Genomic DNA, 1,692 nt, shown 5'->3' with positions numbered 1-1,692 from the left:
CTAACAACCGCTCCCGCTACAGGAGAACGACATGTCAATCACTATCGAATTCGAAGATCTCGGGCAAGACTTTCTTGTGTGGACGCTCAATGAGAACGGCGTCGTGATCGAGTGCAAGCCGTTTCAGGCGTGGCTGTGGAAAGGTCGACAGGTAGTCGACTACGCAAGCCTGAAGCGCGGTGACGTTGTGCACTTGGACCTATCCGTCATTTTGTGGGCGGGGCATATCATGAGGTGTAAAAGCCATGGATATGCCGATGAAGAAGAAAAGACAAACCGTAGCGCGTCAGGCAGCGGCCCGCGGGCCGCTGCCTGAGTTGCCCAAGGAACTGCTGGACCAACTGGTCAAGGGGCCGATGACGCCGACCGAGGTCCAGGATCTGATGCTGGCGTTCAACAAAGCGATCATCGAACGCGCAATGGGCGCCGAGATGAATCTGCATTTGGGCTACCCGTCCGGCCAGTCCAAGCCTACCGGGCAAGCCAACGAGCGCAACGGCGCCAGCGGCAAGACGGTCATCACCGATCGTGGCCCGGTTCGGGTCGAAGTCCCCCGCGATCGCGACGGCAGCTTCGAGCCGATTCTGATTCCCAAGCACGAGCGCCGCTTCACCGGCTTCGACGAACGCATCATCGCGATGTACGCCCGCGGCATGAGTGTGCGCGAGATTCAAGGGTTTCTGGCCGAGCACTACGGCACCGAAGTGTCGCCCGACTTCATCAGCTCGGTCACCGACGAGGTGATGGCCGAGGCGCTGAGCTGGCAGAACCGCCCGCTCGAGCCAATGTACCCGGTGGTGTTCTTCGATGCGCTGCGGGTCAAGATCCGCGACGACGGCGTGGTCAGCAACAAGGCCGTCTATCTGGCCTTGGGCATCCAGGCCGACGGCCAGCGCGACGTGCTGGGCCTCTGGATCGAGCAGACCGAGGGCGCCAAGTTCTGGCTCAAGGTGTTCAACGAACTCAAGACGCGCGGCTGCCAGGACATCCTGATCGCCGTGGTCGATGGCCTGAAGGGGCTGACCGAGGCCATCAGTGCAGCCTATCCGCGGACAACCGTTCAGACCTGCATCGTGCATCTGATCCGCAACAGCCTCGAGTACGCCAGCTACAAGGACCGTAAGGCGCTCGCCACAGCCCTGCGCCCGATCTACGCAGCCGCTAGCGAAGAGGCGGCAAGGCAGGCGTTACAGGACTTCGCCGACGGCCCGTGGGGCGAGAAATATCCGACCATCGTGCAATCGTGGCAGCGCGCCTGGGAGCACGTCATACCGTTCTTCGTGTTTCCGCCGGAGATTCGACGGGTCGTGTACACAACGAATGCCATTGAAAGTCTGAACATGCAACTGCGCAAGATCATCAAGACCCGTGGTCACTTCCCCAATGACGAGGCGGCGATCAAGCTGCTCTGGCTGGCGCTGCGCAACGTGCTGGCCAAGACCGTGCGGGCCGCCTTCGACTGGAAATCAGCGATGAACCAGTTTGCTATCCTGTTCGGCGAGCGATTCACGCAGGCGCGTGGATAACCTGTTGTTCAACCGCCTCGCCCACAAAAATGCGGACAGGTTCCAACGGCCGGGCAAGTAACCTGACACAAAAAACAGCACCTCAATGCTGTGGGCTTTTTGAGGTTTGCCCGGCGCGGCTCCCATCATGGGGCGGGATCTTTCCCATCCGCGACCCCGGATAGAT

At 60.6% G+C, this 1,692-nt stretch carries 2 protein-coding genes; both read left to right on the top strand.

Annotated features, from left to right (window positions below; translation table 11 throughout):
- The first annotated feature begins 31 nt into the window (after nt 1-31).
- Nucleotides 32-316, top strand: a complete 285-nt coding sequence (locus KEC57_RS19325; protein WP_039341403.1) for a hypothetical protein — start codon at nt 32-34, stop codon at nt 314-316.
- Nucleotides 252-1,526, top strand: a complete 1,275-nt coding sequence (locus tag KEC57_RS19320; protein WP_371295762.1) for an IS256 family transposase — start codon at nt 252-254, stop codon at nt 1,524-1,526. The genes KEC57_RS19325 and KEC57_RS19320 overlap by 65 nt, the downstream gene beginning before the upstream one ends.
- Nucleotides 1,527-1,692 lie beyond the last annotated feature (166 nt).

Origin of the sequence: Microbacterium allomyrinae (genome assembly GCF_020682705.1) — a bacterium.
Classification (GTDB): Bacteria; Actinomycetota; Actinomycetes; order Actinomycetales; family Microbacteriaceae; genus Microbacterium; species Microbacterium allomyrinae.
Note: the sequence above shows the minus strand (reverse complement) of the source record. Positions and strands in the feature narration are given on the sequence as shown.